11 protein-coding genes are annotated in these 14978 nt (G+C 67.4%); 3 read left to right on the top strand and 8 right to left on the bottom strand.

The window, feature by feature from the left end:
• Window positions 1–92: 92 nt before the first annotated feature.
• Entirely contained in the window at window positions 93–752 is a 660-nt protein-coding gene (locus ACYQ8K_RS20925; protein WP_459971989.1) for an O-methyltransferase, read from the top strand.
• Between the two features lie 2 nt (window positions 753–754).
• Here ACYQ8K_RS20925 and ACYQ8K_RS20920 read toward each other — a convergent pair whose 3' ends face one another.
• From ACYQ8K_RS20920 to ACYQ8K_RS20885, 8 genes are all read right to left on the bottom strand, one after another.
• Window positions 755–2749 carry a DUF459 domain-containing protein gene (locus ACYQ8K_RS20920; protein WP_459971988.1) on the bottom strand — a complete coding sequence of 665 codons (1995 nt, stop codon included), beginning with the start codon at window positions 2747–2749 and terminating at the stop codon, window positions 755–757.
• 238 nt (window positions 2750–2987) lie between these two features.
• Window positions 2988–4418, bottom strand: coding sequence for an aldehyde dehydrogenase family protein (locus ACYQ8K_RS20915; protein ID WP_459971986.1), 1431 nt, complete (start codon window positions 4416–4418; stop codon window positions 2988–2990).
• A gap of 15 nt (window positions 4419–4433) precedes the next feature.
• Window positions 4434–6146 (bottom strand): thiamine pyrophosphate-binding protein, encoded by a 1713-nt coding sequence (locus tag ACYQ8K_RS20910; RefSeq protein ID WP_459971984.1) that lies wholly within the window; start codon window positions 6144–6146, stop codon window positions 4434–4436.
• Window positions 6147–6190: 44 nt separating this feature from the next.
• The gene (locus ACYQ8K_RS20905; protein ID WP_459971995.1) at window positions 6191–7333 is read right to left on the bottom strand and encodes a CaiB/BaiF CoA transferase family protein; all 1143 of its coding nucleotides are present in this window, start codon (window positions 7331–7333) and stop codon (window positions 6191–6193) included.
• A gap of 13 nt (window positions 7334–7346) precedes the next feature.
• Window positions 7347–8300 carry an SDR family NAD(P)-dependent oxidoreductase gene (locus tag ACYQ8K_RS20900; RefSeq protein ID WP_459971982.1) on the bottom strand — a complete coding sequence of 318 codons (954 nt, stop codon included), beginning with the start codon at window positions 8298–8300 and terminating at the stop codon, window positions 7347–7349.
• Complete coding sequence (locus ACYQ8K_RS20895; RefSeq protein WP_459971980.1) at window positions 8300–10150, bottom strand: flavin-containing monooxygenase; 1851 nt, start codon at window positions 10148–10150, stop codon at window positions 8300–8302. The genes ACYQ8K_RS20900 and ACYQ8K_RS20895 overlap by 1 nt, the downstream gene beginning before the upstream one ends.
• Before the next feature lie 5 nt (window positions 10151–10155).
• Window positions 10156–11532, bottom strand: a complete 1377-nt coding sequence (locus ACYQ8K_RS20890) for an aromatic ring-hydroxylating oxygenase subunit alpha (RefSeq protein WP_459971978.1) — start codon at window positions 11530–11532, stop codon at window positions 10156–10158.
• On the bottom strand, window positions 11532–12386 hold the full coding sequence (locus tag ACYQ8K_RS20885) for an SDR family NAD(P)-dependent oxidoreductase (RefSeq protein WP_459971976.1): 855 nt from the start codon (window positions 12384–12386) through the stop codon (window positions 11532–11534). Before ACYQ8K_RS20885 ends, ACYQ8K_RS20890 begins: the two co-directional genes overlap by 1 nt.
• A gap of 217 nt (window positions 12387–12603) precedes the next feature.
• On the opposite strand from ACYQ8K_RS20885, the gene ACYQ8K_RS20880 reads away from it, so the two are divergent.
• Both ACYQ8K_RS20880 and ACYQ8K_RS20875 read left to right on the top strand, forming a co-directional pair.
• Window positions 12604–14226: an SMP-30/gluconolactonase/LRE family protein gene (locus ACYQ8K_RS20880; protein WP_459971975.1), complete on the top strand. Its 1623-nt coding sequence runs from the start codon at window positions 12604–12606 to the stop codon at window positions 14224–14226.
• Window positions 14226–14966, top strand: coding sequence for a GntR family transcriptional regulator (locus tag ACYQ8K_RS20875; RefSeq protein WP_459971973.1), 741 nt, complete (start codon window positions 14226–14228; stop codon window positions 14964–14966). Before ACYQ8K_RS20880 ends, ACYQ8K_RS20875 begins: the two co-directional genes overlap by 1 nt.
• The last annotated feature ends 12 nt before the right edge of the window (window positions 14967–14978 follow it).

The following is a 14978-nucleotide window of genomic DNA, read 5'->3' as shown; positions in this document are numbered from 1 at the left end:
ACAATCAACGACGCCACTCAGCACTCGGAGGCCACCCTCCGATCAGCCGACTGTCAACAACGTCTTAGCCGAGTACACCTAGGCTCGATGCCATGACCACAACGTTGCAGGATGCCCGGGTCGCTTCGACGCTCGGCCGCATGTACGCCGAGTCGAAAAACCAGATGTCGCTGTTGCGCGAGCGGCGCGGCACGTTCGATCGGCCGATGACCGCGCAGGAGCGGGCCGAGGCGATGAGCGAGTTCTACATCCCGGTGACGCCGGAAGCCGGCCGGCTGTTGTATTCACTGGTGCGCGCCACCCGCCCGGCGACCATCGTCGAATTCGGGATGTCTTTCGGCATTTCCGCCGTCCACCTGGCCGCCGCGGTGCGCGACAACGGCACCGGCCGGGTGGTGACCACCGAACTCAGCGAGACCAAGATCGCCGCGGCCAAGCAGACGTTCGCCGAGACCGGCCTGGACGACGTCATCACCATCCTCGAAGGCGATGCGCTGTCCACGCTGGCGGAGGTGCCGGGGCCGGTCGATTTCGTCTTGCTCGACGGCTGGAAGGACCTGTACCTGCCCGTGCTCGAGCTGCTGGAACCGCGGCTGTCGCCCGGTGTGCTGGTCATCGCCGACAACGCCAGCTCGGCCGACATGGCTCCCTATCTGGAGAGGGTACGCAACCCCGAGAACGGCTACGTGAGCTTCAACTTCCAGGTTCGCGACAGCGACAGCATGGAGATCAGCTGCCGCACAAGCGGTTAGGACTACCGCAACGATTCCTCGAGCCACGGCGTCAGCCACTTCACCCCTTCGGGGGTCAGGTGGACGCCGTCGCTGCGCACCTTGATGCCGTCGACCTTGGCGGTGTAGACGCCGTCGGGGCACAGCTTCTTGTTCAGGTCGAGGATCGCCACATTCGGGTGGTGGCTGACCGTCTTGCGCAACATGGTGTTCCACAGGTTGACCCGGTCCGGCTGGTCCTCGGGATAGAGCCGGCCGTCCGGCTTTTCACCGCCCCTGCTGTAGGGGACGGTCGCGACCACCACGTGCACACCGGTGCCGCCCACGATGGTCAACGCCCGTTCGAGCTCACCGTTGAGGTAGGCGTCGAACGTCGGGTCGCCGATGTGGGTCCACTGGCCCTCGTTGACCCGGTCCACCGTCTCCCAACGCCCGATGACCAGCAGCGCGACGTCCGGCTGATCCTGGCTGACCTGCCTCGACCAGCGAATCGGCCAGCCGTCGCATTCGGATCGCTGCTCGAGGGTCTGGCCGATGTAGCGGTACGGCGTGCCACGCACCAGGCTGCATCCGATGACGGTGTGGTCGAGGAACGTGAATCCTGGTGTGGGGGGCAGGTAGTGCATCCATGTCCACCCGATCGAATCGCCGAACACCGAAACGGTGAACGGCCGGTTGGCATCTCGGGGCCGGCCGGCGCCGGGTGGTGACGGCGAGACCGCCGCGACGGCCGAGACCCCGGGCGGCAGGCCGACCTCGCGCAGACCGGGCCCGGTGCCGACCGGTACCACCAGCAGCGTCACCGCGGCGGCGCTGGCCACCGTCGCGGCCGCCAGTGGCAGCAGCGGCACCCGGGCCGGTCGCCAGCGCCGGATGGGTTGTTCGAGCAGCCAATACGATGCGGCGGCCAGCACCAGCGTGGCGCCGCACCGCGCGGCGAACAACGGCAGTCCGGACCATCCGGTGCGTTCGCCGTTGAGCGCCAAGAAGATTGGCCAATGCCACAGGTAGACGCCGTAGGAGATGGTGCCCAGCCACACCAGCGGGCGCAACGCGAGCGCGCGGGCGACGAGGCCGCGCTGCTCCAGCGCGACGGGTGCGATCACGATCACCGCCGCGATCGCGACCCCGATCAGCAGGCCGTGCCGGAATTCGCCGCTGGCGCCGGTCGCGTAGTGCGTCGCCGCCGCCAGCCCCGCCAGCCCGAGCAGCGGCAGGACACGGGCGACCCGGCGTCCCCATCGGGTACGGATCATGCACCAGCCGCGGTTCATCGACGGCCAGTCCCGCACCAGCAGTGCGGCCGACGCGGCGCCGACCAGCAACGCCTGCGCGCGGGTGTCGGTGCCGAAGTAGATCCGGTCGCGGGTGCCATCCGATGCCATGACGACGGCGAGCGCAGCCGAGGCCAGCGCGCCCACGGTGGCGATCAGGAACGTGGCGAACCGCACACCGCCGACCGTGGCCCGACTCGAGCGGCGCCTGGCGCGGGCGGCGAGCAGCAGGGTGACCGCGATGAGCAGCACCGGCCAGATGAAGTAGTACTGCTCCTCGACCCCGAGCGACCAGGTGTGCTGCAGCGGCGAGGGCGGCGCACCCTGGGTGAAGTAGTCGGTCTTCTGGGCGACGAACCGCCAGTTCGCCATCCACACGAACGCGGCGATGGCGTCGTCGCGCAGCCCGGTCAGCGACCGGTCGGGCAGCAGCTGGCGGGCCGCGGCCACGGTGAGCACCATCAGCACCAGCGCGGGCAGCAGTCGCCGGGCGCGCCGGATCCAGAAGCCGGTCAGCTCGATACGGCCGGTGCGCCCCAGCTCGTCGAGCAGCAGCGAGGTGATCAGGAATCCGCTGAGGACGAAAAAGACGTCGACGCCGATGAATCCGCCGCTGACGCCGGGGATGCCACCGTGCCCGATAAGCACCAGCGCGACCGCGATCGCGCGCAGTCCGTCGAGTGCCGGGATACCGCTGGCCCGTTCCGGCCGGTCCCAGATCGCCAGCCGGCCGACGCGGCGCATGGGGGCGACCCATCGGGGCCGAGTACGACGAGCCGGTGCGGGGTGAGACCCGCCCGGCTCGGTGCTTGCTGTCAGCGCGCCGTAACTACCATCTCGCCCGGCGCCATGGTTGATGCCGATACGTCGCTGCCCCTCCTGTTGAGTTCAGCAAGCCAGCCTAGAGGCGGGCGCGCAGGATCAGGTGGAGGACACGCGCGGTGTTTTTCGCCGCGCTGCGTTCGGATTTCGGCCCGGCGCGTCAGGCCTTGTCAGGGGCGTAGCCCAGGGTGCTCTTGACTTCCAGGTACTCCTCGAACGCGAACGCGCTCCATTCGCGGCCGTTGCCGCTGCGCTTGTAGCCGCCGAACGGCGCGTTCATGTCGAACGCGTGATTGATCGTCACCCACCCCGCGCGGATCTTGCGCGCCACCTCGCGAGCCTTGTCCAGGTCGGCCCCCGAAACGTAGCCGGCGAGGCCGTATTCGGTGTCGTTGGCGATCTCGACGGCCTGGTCCAGGTCGTCGTAGCCGAGGATGCACAGCACCGGCCCGAAGATCTCCTCGCGCGCGATCGTCATGTCGTTGGTGACGTGCGCGAAGACGGTCGGCTTGACGTAGTAACCCTGATCCAGCCCGTCCGGCCGGCCCGGGCCGCCCGCCGCCACGGTCGCGCCCTCGTCGATGCCCTGCTGGATCAGGCGCTGCACCTTCTCGAACTGGGCCCTGGACGCCACCGGGCCGATCGCCCTGGCGTCGTCGGGGTTACCCACCTGGACTTGCTCGGCCACCGCGCGCGCGATGGTAATCGCCTCGTCCATGCGGGAATTCGGCACCAGCATGCGCGACGGCGCGTTACAGCTCTGCCCCGAGTTGGGCATCATGTTGGCCACGCCGGCGGTCACGCTCTGGGCAAAAGCACTGTCGTCGAGGACGATGTTGGGGCTCTTGCCGCCGAGTTCCTGAGTCACGCGCTTGACCGTCGCGGCGGCGTTCCTGGCCACCTCGATGCCGGCGCGCGTGGAACCGGTGAACGACACCATGTCGATGTCGGGGTGGGCCGCCAGGGCCGCGCCCACGCCCGCGCCGTCGCCGTTGACCAAGTTGAACACCCCGGCCGGTACGCCGGCGGCCTCGAGGACCTCGGCGAAGATGTAAGGCGAATACGGCGCCACCTCAGACGGTTTCAGGACGACGGTGCAGCCGGTCGCCAGCGCCGGGTAGACCTTGACCGCGACCTGGTTGATCGGCCAGTTCCATGGTGTGATCAGACCGCAGACGCCGATGGGCTCCTTGGCGATCAGCGTCTGCCCGCGCTGCTCTTCGAACGGGAAGTTCTTCAGCGCGTCGATGGCCGTCGTCAGGTGACCGATCCCCAGAAAGACCTGCGGCCCCGCCGCCAGCGACGGCGGCGCGCCGATCTCCTCGGTGATCGCCGCGGCGATGTCGTCCGCACGCTTCTGGTACTCGGCGAGGATGGCCTGCAGCAGGTCCAGGCGCTGCTCGCGGGTGCTCTGCGACCAGCCGGCGAAGGCCCGCCGGGCGGCGTTGACGGCGACGTCCACGTCGGCCGCCGATCCCAGCGAGATCTTCCCGGAAACCTGTTCGGTTGCCGGGTTCTCGACGTCGAAGGCGTTGGGGCGCACCGGGTCGACCCACTGTCCGTCGATGTAGAACTTCAGGTATTCGCGCATGCCATCATCCTTTTCTTACTGAGTGCCTTCGGCATACCAGGTGCGGAATCGGTCGTACTTGGGCATCTCCTCGGAGTTGGCCTTGGGGTCGATGCACACGTGCACTACACCGACTTTGCCACTGGCGTAGGCGCGAGCGATCGCCGGGCCGATCTCGGATTCCTTCTCGACGTACTCACCGTGGCAACCGAAACCCTCGGCGACCTTGTCCATCCGGACGTCCTTGCTCCAGTGCACTCCCGGCTGCGGCGACGGCTGGGCGAAGGTGCGCTTGTAGACGCCCACCTCGAGGCCCCACTGGTGGTCGACGCCCACCACGCACACCAGCGGAAGGTTTTGCCGCACCGCGGTTTCCAACTCGGCGATGTGGAACAGGAACGCCGAGTCGCTGGTCAGCAGCATCACCGGGCGCTTGCCGCCCTCGGCGACCGAGGCCCCGACCGCGTACGGCAGCCCGGTGCCGAGGTGGCCGAAGTTCTGGTTCCAGATGACGTCGCGCGGCTTGGACTGCGAGTAGGTCCATTGGAAGATCACGGTCGCGCCGCCGTCGCGCACCATGATGCCGTCCTCGAGGTCGTTGAACGCCTTGGTGGCCTCGACGACGTAGCGCGCCGGGTGGATCGGCGAGCGTCCAGAGGGTGCGGATTCCGCCATGTCCGCAAGCTCTTTGGCATCCTTGTCGATCAGGGCCTGCAGCGCGGGCGCTGGTTGGCGCGGAGAATCTTTGAGCGCGGAGACCAGCTGCGGCACCACGCCGCGCAGGTCGCCCACCAGCGCCACGTCGACCGGGCGGTTCACGCCGATGGCCGTCGGGTCCTGCTCCACGAGCACCCATTTGCGGTTCGCGTCGTTGCCGGCCCAATGCTGGGTGCGACCGTAGTGCATGGGCTCGCCCAGCTCGGTACCCAGCGCGACGCACAGGTCGGATTCCTCGACCGCCTCATTGGCGGCCGGGGAGAACAGGTAAGGGAATGTTCGCTCCTGGAGACCGGGGATGAAGGAGGTGCCACCGGAGGTCTGGATCACCGGGCAGGCCATCAGCTCGGCCAGCTCTTTGACCTCTTGTTGGGTCCGGGTTGTGTGCACGCCGTGACCGACCAGCAGGACCGGGCTCTTGGCTTCGCGGATCAGCTTCACCGCCTCGGCCACCTCGCGGGTACCGGCGCCCTGGTTGACCAGCCGGTAGGCCGAGGGGCTCGGCGCGGCGCCGACGTCGAGTTCCTCGAGGATGACGTGCGACGGGAACTCGACGTAGGACGGGCCCGGGGTGCCGGACATCGATTTGCGGATGGCCTCATGGATGATCTCGTCGGTCTGGTCGGCGTATTCGATCGAGCTGCTGTACTTCACCGACGCGGCGAAAAGCGGTTCCTGCTGGACGAATTGGATGCGCCCGCGCCGGACCCGGCGCTCGGTGACCCGGGCCCGCTGCCCGCCGAGGAAGATCACCGGCGAGTTCTCCACCAGCGCGCACTGGATCGCTCCGGCGATGTTGGCCATGCCCGGGCCGAGGGTGCCGATGCACAGACCTGGCTTGCCCGTCATGCGCGACGCGGCCTCGGCCATGAAGCCCGCGCTCAGCTCGTGATGCGGCGCGACCACCGACCACCCGCGGGCGTCGGCCTCGGCGAACATGTGCACGAAGTTCGGGTCGGGGATACCGAAGATCGTGTTCACGCCCTCGGCCTCGAACAGGTCGAGGATGCGTTTGTAGACGGGCACGGCCATTGTAGGAAACTCCTTCATTCACAACATATTTCGATGGGTAAGCGTCATCCCGGGTTCGCGTCGACGGCCAGCCCCAGCTCGTCGAGGACGGCTGCGGTGTCTGCGCCGAGTTCGGGCGCGGGCCCGGCAACGCGCCCCGGTGTCTGGGAGAACCAGGTGGGTACGCCGGGGAAGCGCACCGGCCCGTGCGGACTGTCCACCGTTTCGAACATGCCGACGGCGTTGAGATGCGGGTCGTCGAAGAGCGCGCCGGGCGTGTTCAGCGGCGCGGCCGGAATCTCAAGTTCACGCAACAGCTGCAGCCACTCGGCGGTGGTCCGCTCCTTCATGGTCTCGGCGACCAGCCCGTAGACGGTGTCGATCTCGCGGGCGCGCTGTTCCAGCGTCGAGTACAGCTCGCTGGCCCACGGTGGCTGAACGGCTTTCATGAAGGCGTTCCAGTGCTTGTCGTTGTAGATCAGCGCGGCGATGTAGCCGTCGCTGGTGCGGTACGGCCGGCGGTTGGGCGCCACGGTGCGCGGATACACCGCCGGTCCCAGCGGGGGGTCGAACAGGGCGCCGTTGGCGTGTTCGACGAGCATGAACGAAGCCATGGTTTCGAACATGGCGACCTCGACTTCCTGCCCCTGTCCGGTGCGCTCGCGGTGGAACAGCGCCATCGTCGTCGCGTACAGCGCCGTCAGACCGGCGATCTTGTCGGCCATGATGGTTCCGACGTAGTCGGCCTCGCCGGTCAGTTGCTGTTGCACCGCCGGCAGGCCGCATTCTGCCTGGATCGTGTCGTCGTAGGCGGGGCGGTCGCGGTCGGGCCCGCGTCGCCCGTATCCATAGCAATTGGTATAGACGACAGCGGGATTGATCGCGGCGACGTCGTCGTAGCCGAAGCCGAGCTTGGCGATCGCCTTGGCCCGCATCGAGTGGATGAACACGTCCGCGGTCTGCACCAGGGCTCGCAACGCGCGCGTTCCCGCGTCGGTCTGCAGGTCCAGCACGATGCTGCGCTTGCCGCGGTTGACGTTGACGAACACCCCGCTCATGCCGGGCGCCGGCCCCACCGAGATGTAGCGGGTGTTATCCCCTTGTGGCGGTTCGACTTTGATCACGTCGGCGCCCATGTCGGCCATGATCTGCGTGCAGTATGGGCCCATCACCATCGCGGTGAGGTCGATCACGCGCACACCGGCCATCGGGCCCGTCGGGCTAGCCATTAAGCGCTCCTTGGTCGGTAGAGCTATGTAGTTCGTTTGACCTCTGAGCCAGTTCGAAGCTGTAGCGGATGTGCTCGTTGTGTCCGTCCGGGACGACCGGAAAAATGAGTGGCGCGTCGACGTACCGGATCGCGTCCAGGTGGCTGCCGACATCCTCGACGGTCCACGAAGGCCGGCTCACCCCCGGGCTCTCCACGATGACCGCCCGCGCCACGCGACCCGCCAGCGCGATGAACAATTCGCCGGTCACCGAACAGGTTTCGTGCGCGAGCCAGCCCACGACCGGCGCAACGAGTTCCACACCCATCGGCGGGTAGGCCGAGGTGTCGATGCCTTCGGCCATCCGCGTCACCGCGGCCGGCACGATCGCGTTGCATCGCACGCCCTCGGCGGCGCCTTCGAGCGCGACGACGTTGGACAACCCGATCACGCCCGCCTTGGCGGCCGCGTAGTTGGCCACGTTGTGGTTTCCGTACAGGCCGCCGATCGACGACGTCAGCACGACGCGCCCGTAGCCCGCCTCGCACATCAGCGGAAAGGCCGGCCGCACCACGTGGAAGGCACCGCGCAGGTGCACGTCGAGCACGGCGTCGAAGTCCTCGTAGCTCATCTCCTTGAGCGAGCCGCGACGGACGTTGCCCGCGTTGTGAATCAGGATGTCGATCCGACCGAAGTTGTCGACAGCCGCCTGGATGATCTCCTGCCCGCCTTCGGGCGTGGCCACCGACGCGCTGCAGGCGACGGCCTCTCCCCCGCCCGCGGTGATCTCGGCGACCACGTGCTCGGCCGGCCCGTCGTCGGTCCCGTCGCCGTCGAGGTTGCCACCGGCGTCGTTGACCACCACCTTCGCCCCGCGCGAGGCCAGCAGCATGGCGTAGGAGCGGCCGAGCCCTCGGCCGCCCCCGGTGACGACCGCTACCCTGCCGTCGAATCTCAAGTCAGCCATTATGTTCCGAGGACCAGGCCGTCTAGGTCGCCTTTTGCCCGCCATTCCTTGAGCAGGTCGTCGAAGACGTAGAAGCCGGGCATGTAGGGATCACCGATCGCCGAGCGGATGCCCTCACCGCCACCGCCGCCCTCGTTGTTGTAATAGCCGGGCGTGCAGGAGACGGCGAATTCTGATGCGTCTATCGAAGTTTCGCGGATCGTCCGGATCCAGTCGTCCTGAGCTTGCTGGCTCGGTTCGACGGTCGTCGCGCGCCGCGCTATCGCCTCGGAAATGATGTAGGCGATGTGCTCGGCCTGCTGCTCGAGCATCGCGGTGGTATTCCCCGCCACGCCGCCCTGGATGAAGCCGGTGAAGAACTGGTTGGGGAAGCCGCGGCTGGTCATCCCGTGGAGTGATTTGTAGCTGTCGCGCCAGTGATCGAAGAGCGACAGTCCGCCGCGGCCCTCGATCACATCGATCGCGTACCGGCGGCCGATATCGGTGGTGATCTCGAAACCGCTGGCGAAGATGACGCAGTCGACTTCGTACTCAACACCGTTGGCGACGATCCCGTTCTCGGTGAGCCGTTCCACGCCTTTGGATTCCGACACGTCGACCAGCGTCACGTTGGGACGATTGAACGTCGGCAGGTATTCGTCGTTGCTGCAGGGCCGCTTGCACATGAACCGGTAGTAGGGTTTCAGCGCTTCGGCCGTCTCCGGGTCGTCGACGAGTTCCTCGACGCGCCGCCGCAGGCGCTCCATGACCTTGTAATCCTCTTCCTCGCGGAAGGTCATGATCTGCTCGATGCTCAGTGCGGTGGGATCGTCGGTAGCCGCGATCCGCGCGGTCAGGTTGCGGCCGAGTTCGGTCCAGAAGTCGCAGACCATATCGGGTTCGTCGAACACCGCACCGTCACCCAGCGGGGACCAGCGGTGGAAGTTGCGCTTGCGTTGCTCCTGCCAGCCGGGCTGCAGCGAAGCCGCCCACTGCGGGTCCGTCGGCTCGTTGCCGCGCACGTCGACCGACGACGGGGTGCGCTGAAACACGTAGAGGTGCTTGGCATCTCGGCCCAGGTGCGGCACCAGCTGCACGCCGGTGGCACCGGTACCGACGAGCGCGACACGTTTGTCACCCAGCTTGTGCAGTCCGCCGTTGGCGTCCCCGCCCGTGTAGTCGTAATCCCAGCGGGCGGAGTGGAACGTGTGTCCGGTGAAGTCCTTGATGCCGGGGATGCCGGGAAGCTTCGGCCGGTTGAAGGAGCCCTGGGCCATCACCACGAACCTGGCGCGAATGTCGTCACCGCGGTTGGTGCGCAACCGCCAGCGCTTGATCGTCTCGTCCCAGCGCGCCTCGCGAACCTGGGTGGAGAAGATCGCGCCGTCGTAGAGCCCGAAATGCTTTGCGATGCGGCGACAGTGCTCGTAGATTTCGGCGCCGTCGGCGAACTTCTTGGAGGGCAGGTAGTTGAGTTCTTCCAGCATCGGGATGTAGCAGTAGGCGTCGTTGTCGCACTGAATGCCCGGGAAGCGATTCCAATACCAGACGCCGCCGAAGTCGCCACCCATCTCGATGATGTGCACATCGTCGACGCCCGCCTTCTTCAGGTACGCGCCCGCCAGTAGACCGGTGATGCCGCCACCGAGGACCGCCACGTCGATGTCCTCGTCGAGCGGTGTGCGGGGCGTCACCGGCGTGTGCGGATCGACCTCGGAGAATTCCGCGAAGTCGTCCTTGAGTTCCAAATACTGCTTCGAGCCCTCCGGACGCAGCCGCTTATCGCGCTCGAACAAGTACTTCGCGCGCAGCGCGTGGATATCGATGTCCTCGGGCGTCTGCGTCGGGCCGCATGTCTCGAACATTGTCATGTATTTCAAAGCTCCTGCGGTTCGCCGGTACCCATGTACTTCGACAGTTGGTGGTGGAGGTTGACGGTGCTGCGTTCGCGGTAAGGATTGGGCTTGGTGCCCGGGAAGCCCAGGGACTTCATCCCCTGCTGCACGGCGGCCATGTTGGAGAAGTCCTGCGGCAGCACCGAGCGCCACCTGGGGTCGCCGACCGGCGTGTACTCCCACTCCGTCTGTGGCTCTTGGCCTTTCGGGTACAGCTCGAAGACCGACACCTCGAACAGGCACTTGTTCGGGTCGTAGCTGGGGTGGGGCCGCGCGCCATAGCACAGCGCGCTGGTCAGGCCCTGGCCGATCTGGAAGTTCGGGAAGATCTGCCACGCGGTGCCGGCCTGCCCGAGGATGTCGGCGGGGATGGTCGGCCAGGTCACCCCGCGCGCCTCGTCATCGCGGCGCGCCGACGCCAGCCAGTGCTCGAGCACCTTGTCCGCCGGTGTGCCCGCGGGCAACTCGTCCACCAGCCGCTTGGCGGCGTTCACCAGCGTCTGGGTGGTGGTGGCGTTGGTTTCCTCCATCGTGTACACCTGCATCTCCGCGGTCGAGACACGAGGATCGTCGCCGATGCCGAGGCGGATCTTGGACTTGGTGGCCTCCATCTCCTCGGGCGCGTCGTAGCCGATATTGCTGTGCTTGCCTTGCGCTTTCGCCCAGCCCTTGAACTCGCCGAACTTATTGAATTCCGGATGCGTGGTGTAGACGTGGTAGGTCTCGTTGAAGGCCTCCAGCGCAACCTTCCAGTTGCAGTCGAAGGACAGCCACTTGCGCCATTTGTAGCGCATGTTCTCCAGGCCGAACGGGTCGAGAATCTTTGCGGCGGGGAACAAGAAGTCGGCCAGCGGCTCACAGTCGGGGTCCATGTTGATCCACAACCAGCCACCCCAGGTGTCGATCCGGACGGGTCGCAGGTGGGTGTTGTCGGGCGTGAGCGCGCCCTGCCAGTCCTGCTGCTCGCGGATGTGGGTGCACGCGCCGTCCAGGCCGTAGGTCCAGCCGTGAAAGCCGCAGACAAATGACTTTCGGGTTCGCGCGCAGGCATTCTTGGCACCCTCGGGGGTGTCGATCAGCCGGCGGCCGCGGTGCATGCAGACGTTGTGGTGCGCGTGAAACTCGTTCTCCCCGGTGCGCACCACGATGATCGAGTCGTCGAGAATGTCGTAGGTCAGGTAACTGCCCACCTCGGGCAGCTCCTCGACGCGGCCGACCTGCTGCCAGACCTTGCGCCACAGCTTGTCGCGTTCGGCGCGGGCATAGTCCTCGGAGATGTACGCCTCGACCCCGATCGTCATCGGCGTCGAGAGTTCGTCGGCTGCTTCGGGATTGGCGCCCCTGGCCAGGTCGGTCATCACAACCTCCTAATCGCCGCACGGAAGGATTCGTCATGCAAGAACAGCGAGGTGTTGTCGGCACCGAGGTGGCTCCACTTGAGGTCCAGGCCGCCGTCGACCAGCAGCGTCTGGCCGGTGACGTAGCTCGACAGCTCCGAAAGCAGAAAGAGGATGGCGCCGGCCTGCTCCTCGGGCCGCCCGCGCCGGCCCATCGCGATCGCCTGCCGGTCGCGCTCGGGGTCCTCGTCCACGTAGGTGCGCGAGGCCGCGGTCTCTGTGACGCCGGGCGCCACGGCGTTGACCCGAATTCCCTTCTGCGCCAACTCTACCGCCATCGTCCGCGTCATCGCGGTGATCGCGGCCTTGGCTGTCCCGTAGGCGATGTGGAATGGCGCGGTGTTCATGCCGCTGATCGAGGAGATCGACACGATCGATCCCGGCCGTTGCTGCGCGACGAGTTCAGCCGCGACGGCCTGGCTCATGAAGAATGCCGTTTCGAGATTGTCGGCGAAGATCTTCCGCCAGTCGCCGCGCGACACCCTGGTGGACGGCATCCACGTCGACGGGTCCGCGCCGCCGGCGACGTTGACGAGCCCGTACAAGTCGCCGTCGGCGCGGCGCGCGCGGTCGATCACGGCGGCGATGCCCTCGTCGGTCGACGCGTCGGCCGCGACGGGCACCACGGGCAGCCCCTGCTGTGCCAGGGGGGCGACGTGCTCGTCGAGGTTTTCCTTCGACCGGCTCACCGCGATCACGGTGGCCCCGGCCCGGGCGGTCATCGCGGTGACGGTCGTCCCAATGCCGCCTCCGCCGGCGCCGGAGACCACCACGACGCGGCCGTCGAGCCCTAGAAGTTCCTCGTGATCGGCCATGACCTGCTTTCCCCTGCCGCCATCGCCCCGGGCGCCCGCAGCGGGATCGATTCTTATTTGTCCGGACAAAATATGGCATTCTGGCCCTTGGAGAACACTATTCCGATCGGTGGACTTGGCTGTCAAGATCGGTTTGGCGGCCATCGACAGCTATTGTCTGGACTAGCCGGAGTTGATAGCGTCCAGCCCAACGGCTGACGGAAGGACCTCGGCGAGCATGTCCACCTCAAGGGCCATCTCGACGCTGCCCTCGCGGTATGCGCTGTCGCACCCCATCGACGTCGCCGAGGGCTGGGAATTGGAACGGATCACCGCGCCCAGTCGGCTGTTCGGCGCCAACGGCCTGCGCACCGGACCGGACGGTCGCATCTACATCGCCCAGGTGACCGGCAGCCAGATCAGCGCCCTGGACGCCCGCACCGGCGAACTCGTGACCGCGAGCCCCAAGGGCGGTGACATCGTGGCGCCCGACGACGTCGCCTTCGACGCCGACGGCAACCTGTACGCGACCGAGGTGATGGACGGCCGGGTGAGCGTGCGCGACAACAGAGGCCGGACGCGGGTGCTGCGCGACGACGTGCCGTCGGCCAACGGCATCACCTTCCACCAGGGCCGGTTGTTCATCGGTGAATGCCGCGTGGGCGGGCGACTGCTGGAATTCGACCTGGCGGGCGGACCACCGCGGGTGCTGCTGGACAACGTGCCCTCGCCGAACGCGATGGAGGTCGGCCCGGACGGCCTGTTGTATTTCCCGGTGATGGGCGCCAACGAGATCTGGCGCATCGACCCCGAAGGTGGCGAACCGCAGTGCGTGGCGGGCAATCTCGGTGTGCCCGACTCGGTCAAGTTCGACGCGCACGGCCACATCGTGTCGACGCAGGTGGCCAGCGGCCAGGTGCTGCGCATCGATCCGCGTAGCGGCGAACAACGCCTGCTCGCCCAGCTGACTCCGGGCCTGGACAACTGCACCTTCGTCGGCGACCGGCTGTTCGTGTCCAACTTCACCGGCGAGATCACCGAGATATCGCCCGACGGCACGGCGCGATCCGTGCTGGCTGGCGGCCTGAACTGGCCGCTGGACCTGGCGGTGGGCCACGACGGCCGGCTCTACATCGCCGACGGCACGTACTTCTACGTCGCCCTGCCCGACGGGTCCCTGCACACCGCGGGAATGTTGTTCAGCCCCGGCTATCCCGGGTTCCTGCGCGGCGTCGCGGCCAGCGGGCCCGACGAATTCGTCGTCACCACGTCCGGCGGCCAGGTCGCCCGTTACCGGCCGGAGGCGAGCGAAACCGAGGTGCTCGCAGACGGTTTCGACCAGCTCTACGGCGTCGCGGTGAGCGCGAGTGGCGTGGTGTTCGCCGAGCTGGGCACCGGGCGGGTGCTGTCGCTGCAATCGGGTGGTGTCGAGGTGCTGGCGACCGACCTGCGTGAACCAGTGGGCGTCGCGATCGATGCGGACGGGTCGTGCCTGGTGGCCGAGGCCGGGGCGGGCCGGGTGATCAGGGCCAGCGGGTCGGGTTCGGACACCGTTGTCGCGGATCTACAACGCCCGCAAGGCATTCTGGTCCGCGGTGGTGTGCTCTACATCGTCGATGCCGGAGCCAAGGAGTTGATCGCGGTCGATCTGGGCACCAACGCGCGGCGGACGATCGCCGCCGGGCTGCCGGTCGGCCCCCCGCCCGGCGTGACACCCAAGCCGCTGCGCGGCATGCCGCCGTTCTCCGGTCCGCAGGGCCCCTTCGCGGGCATCGCCGCCGCGGACGACGGGACGCTGTACATCTCGGCCGACGGCGACGGCAGCGTGCTGGCGTTGCGCCCGGCACCGGGCGGGCCGTGATGCCCCAAGCGATCGCGGGCGACCACCGCTACCTGCAGATTGCGCGCACGCTGCGCAAGGAGATCGTCGACGGCGTGTACCCGGTGGGTTCGCAGTTGCCCACCGAACACCAACTGTGTGAGCGCTTTGCGGTGAGCCGCTACACCATTCGTGAGGCGCTGCGCCGGCTGCGCGAGGACAACCTGGTGGCCTCCCGGCCGCGCGCGGGCACCCGGGTGGTTCCCCGCCCTGCATCGAGTTCCTATGCCCAGGACGCGATGTCGATCGACGACCTGCTGGCGTTCGCGGCCGGCGCGCAGCTGACCATCGAATCCAACGCAATGGTGACGATCGACCACGACCTCGCCGCCCGGACCGGCCTCGAAGTGGGCAGCCAGTGGCTGTCGGTGCGCGGCTACCGGCAGGCCGACGATGCGCCGGTCCCACTGTGCCGCACGGAGTACTACATCAACCGGAGTTTCGCCGCGGTGGGTAGGCTGCTGCAACGCCACGCCGGCCCGATATTCCCGTTGATCGAGGACCTCTTCGGCGTGAGCGTCGCCCAGCTGCACCAGGAGATCGCCGCCGTCCTGCTGTCCCCCGAACTGGCCGACGGTCTCGGAGTGGAAGCGGGCACGGCCGCGCTGCAGATGCGGCGCACCTACACGACCTCCGACGGTGAGGTGGCCCAGGTGACGATCAACACCCACCTGTCGTCGAGGTTCCGGTACGCGATGACCATGCGTCGCGTGGACGAATAGGCCGCCCGAGAT

Source organism: Mycobacterium sp. MUNTM1 (genome assembly GCF_054660795.1).
The sequence above is the reverse complement of the archived record's forward strand: the minus strand, read 5'-3'. Positions and strand labels throughout refer to the sequence as shown.

Bases quoted from the DNA above. Each gene is read 5' to 3' on its own strand.
- ACYQ8K_RS20875 (WP_459971973.1), top strand. From the start codon at position 14,226: ATGCCCCAAGCGATCGCGGGCGACCACCGCTACCTGCAGATTGCGCGC.
- ACYQ8K_RS20890 (WP_459971978.1), bottom strand. From the start codon at position 11,532: ATGACCGACCTGGCCAGGGGCGCCAATCCCGAAGCAGCCGACGAACTC.
- ACYQ8K_RS20915 (WP_459971986.1), bottom strand. From the start codon at position 4,418: ATGCGCGAATACCTGAAGTTCTACATCGACGGACAGTGGGTCGACCCG.
- ACYQ8K_RS20895 (WP_459971980.1), bottom strand. From the start codon at position 10,150: ATGACAATGTTCGAGACATGCGGCCCGACGCAGACGCCCGAGGACATC.
- ACYQ8K_RS20905 (WP_459971995.1), bottom strand. From the start codon at position 7,333: ATGGCCGGTGTGCGCGTGATCGACCTCACCGCGATGGTGATGGGCCCA.
- ACYQ8K_RS20920 (WP_459971988.1), bottom strand. From the start codon at position 2,749: ATGCGCCGCGTCGGCCGGCTGGCGATCTGGGACCGGCCGGAACGGGCC.
- ACYQ8K_RS20910 (WP_459971984.1), bottom strand. From the start codon at position 6,146: ATGGCCGTGCCCGTCTACAAACGCATCCTCGACCTGTTCGAGGCCGAG.
- ACYQ8K_RS20880 (WP_459971975.1), top strand. From the start codon at position 12,604: ATGTCCACCTCAAGGGCCATCTCGACGCTGCCCTCGCGGTATGCGCTG.
- ACYQ8K_RS20885 (WP_459971976.1), bottom strand. From the start codon at position 12,386: ATGGCCGATCACGAGGAACTTCTAGGGCTCGACGGCCGCGTCGTGGTG.
- ACYQ8K_RS20900 (WP_459971982.1), bottom strand. From the start codon at position 8,300: ATGGCTGACTTGAGATTCGACGGCAGGGTAGCGGTCGTCACCGGGGGC.
- ACYQ8K_RS20925 (WP_459971989.1), top strand. From the start codon at position 93: ATGACCACAACGTTGCAGGATGCCCGGGTCGCTTCGACGCTCGGCCGC.